The organism is Zoogloea sp. LCSB751 (assembly GCF_002028455.1).
Lineage (GTDB): Bacteria > Pseudomonadota > Gammaproteobacteria > Burkholderiales > Rhodocyclaceae > Zoogloea.
This window is the reverse complement of the sequence record NZ_MWUM01000655.1, coordinates 1-234: the sequence shown is the minus strand read 5'-3', so window position 1 is coordinate 234 and position 234 is coordinate 1. Positions and strand designations below refer to the sequence as shown.

The 234-nt window shown below is 32.1% G+C and carries 1 protein-coding gene; it reads right to left on the bottom strand.

What is annotated here, in order from left to right; all coding sequences use genetic code 11:
* A partial coding sequence (locus tag B4920_RS29705; protein WP_161493405.1) for a hypothetical protein occupies positions 1–234 on the bottom strand: 234 nt, incomplete at both ends.

Here is a 234-nt window from a genome sequence, read left to right as displayed (position 1 = left end):
TTTCGTGAATATGGCATTCCATTCATCATATTCATCCCACTGCCAATATCTACCTTTGAAATACTTATCCCAAACAACAGAATAGTAGCCTGACATATTCAAGAAGCCGCCATCACATTTTTTTATAATATCATGAATTTCCTTGGCTTCTTTTTTTGTTATTCCTGATATATCTGTAATCATAATATTAAAAACTTCATCATAACACTCGAATAGCTCTTTATCCGGTTCTAT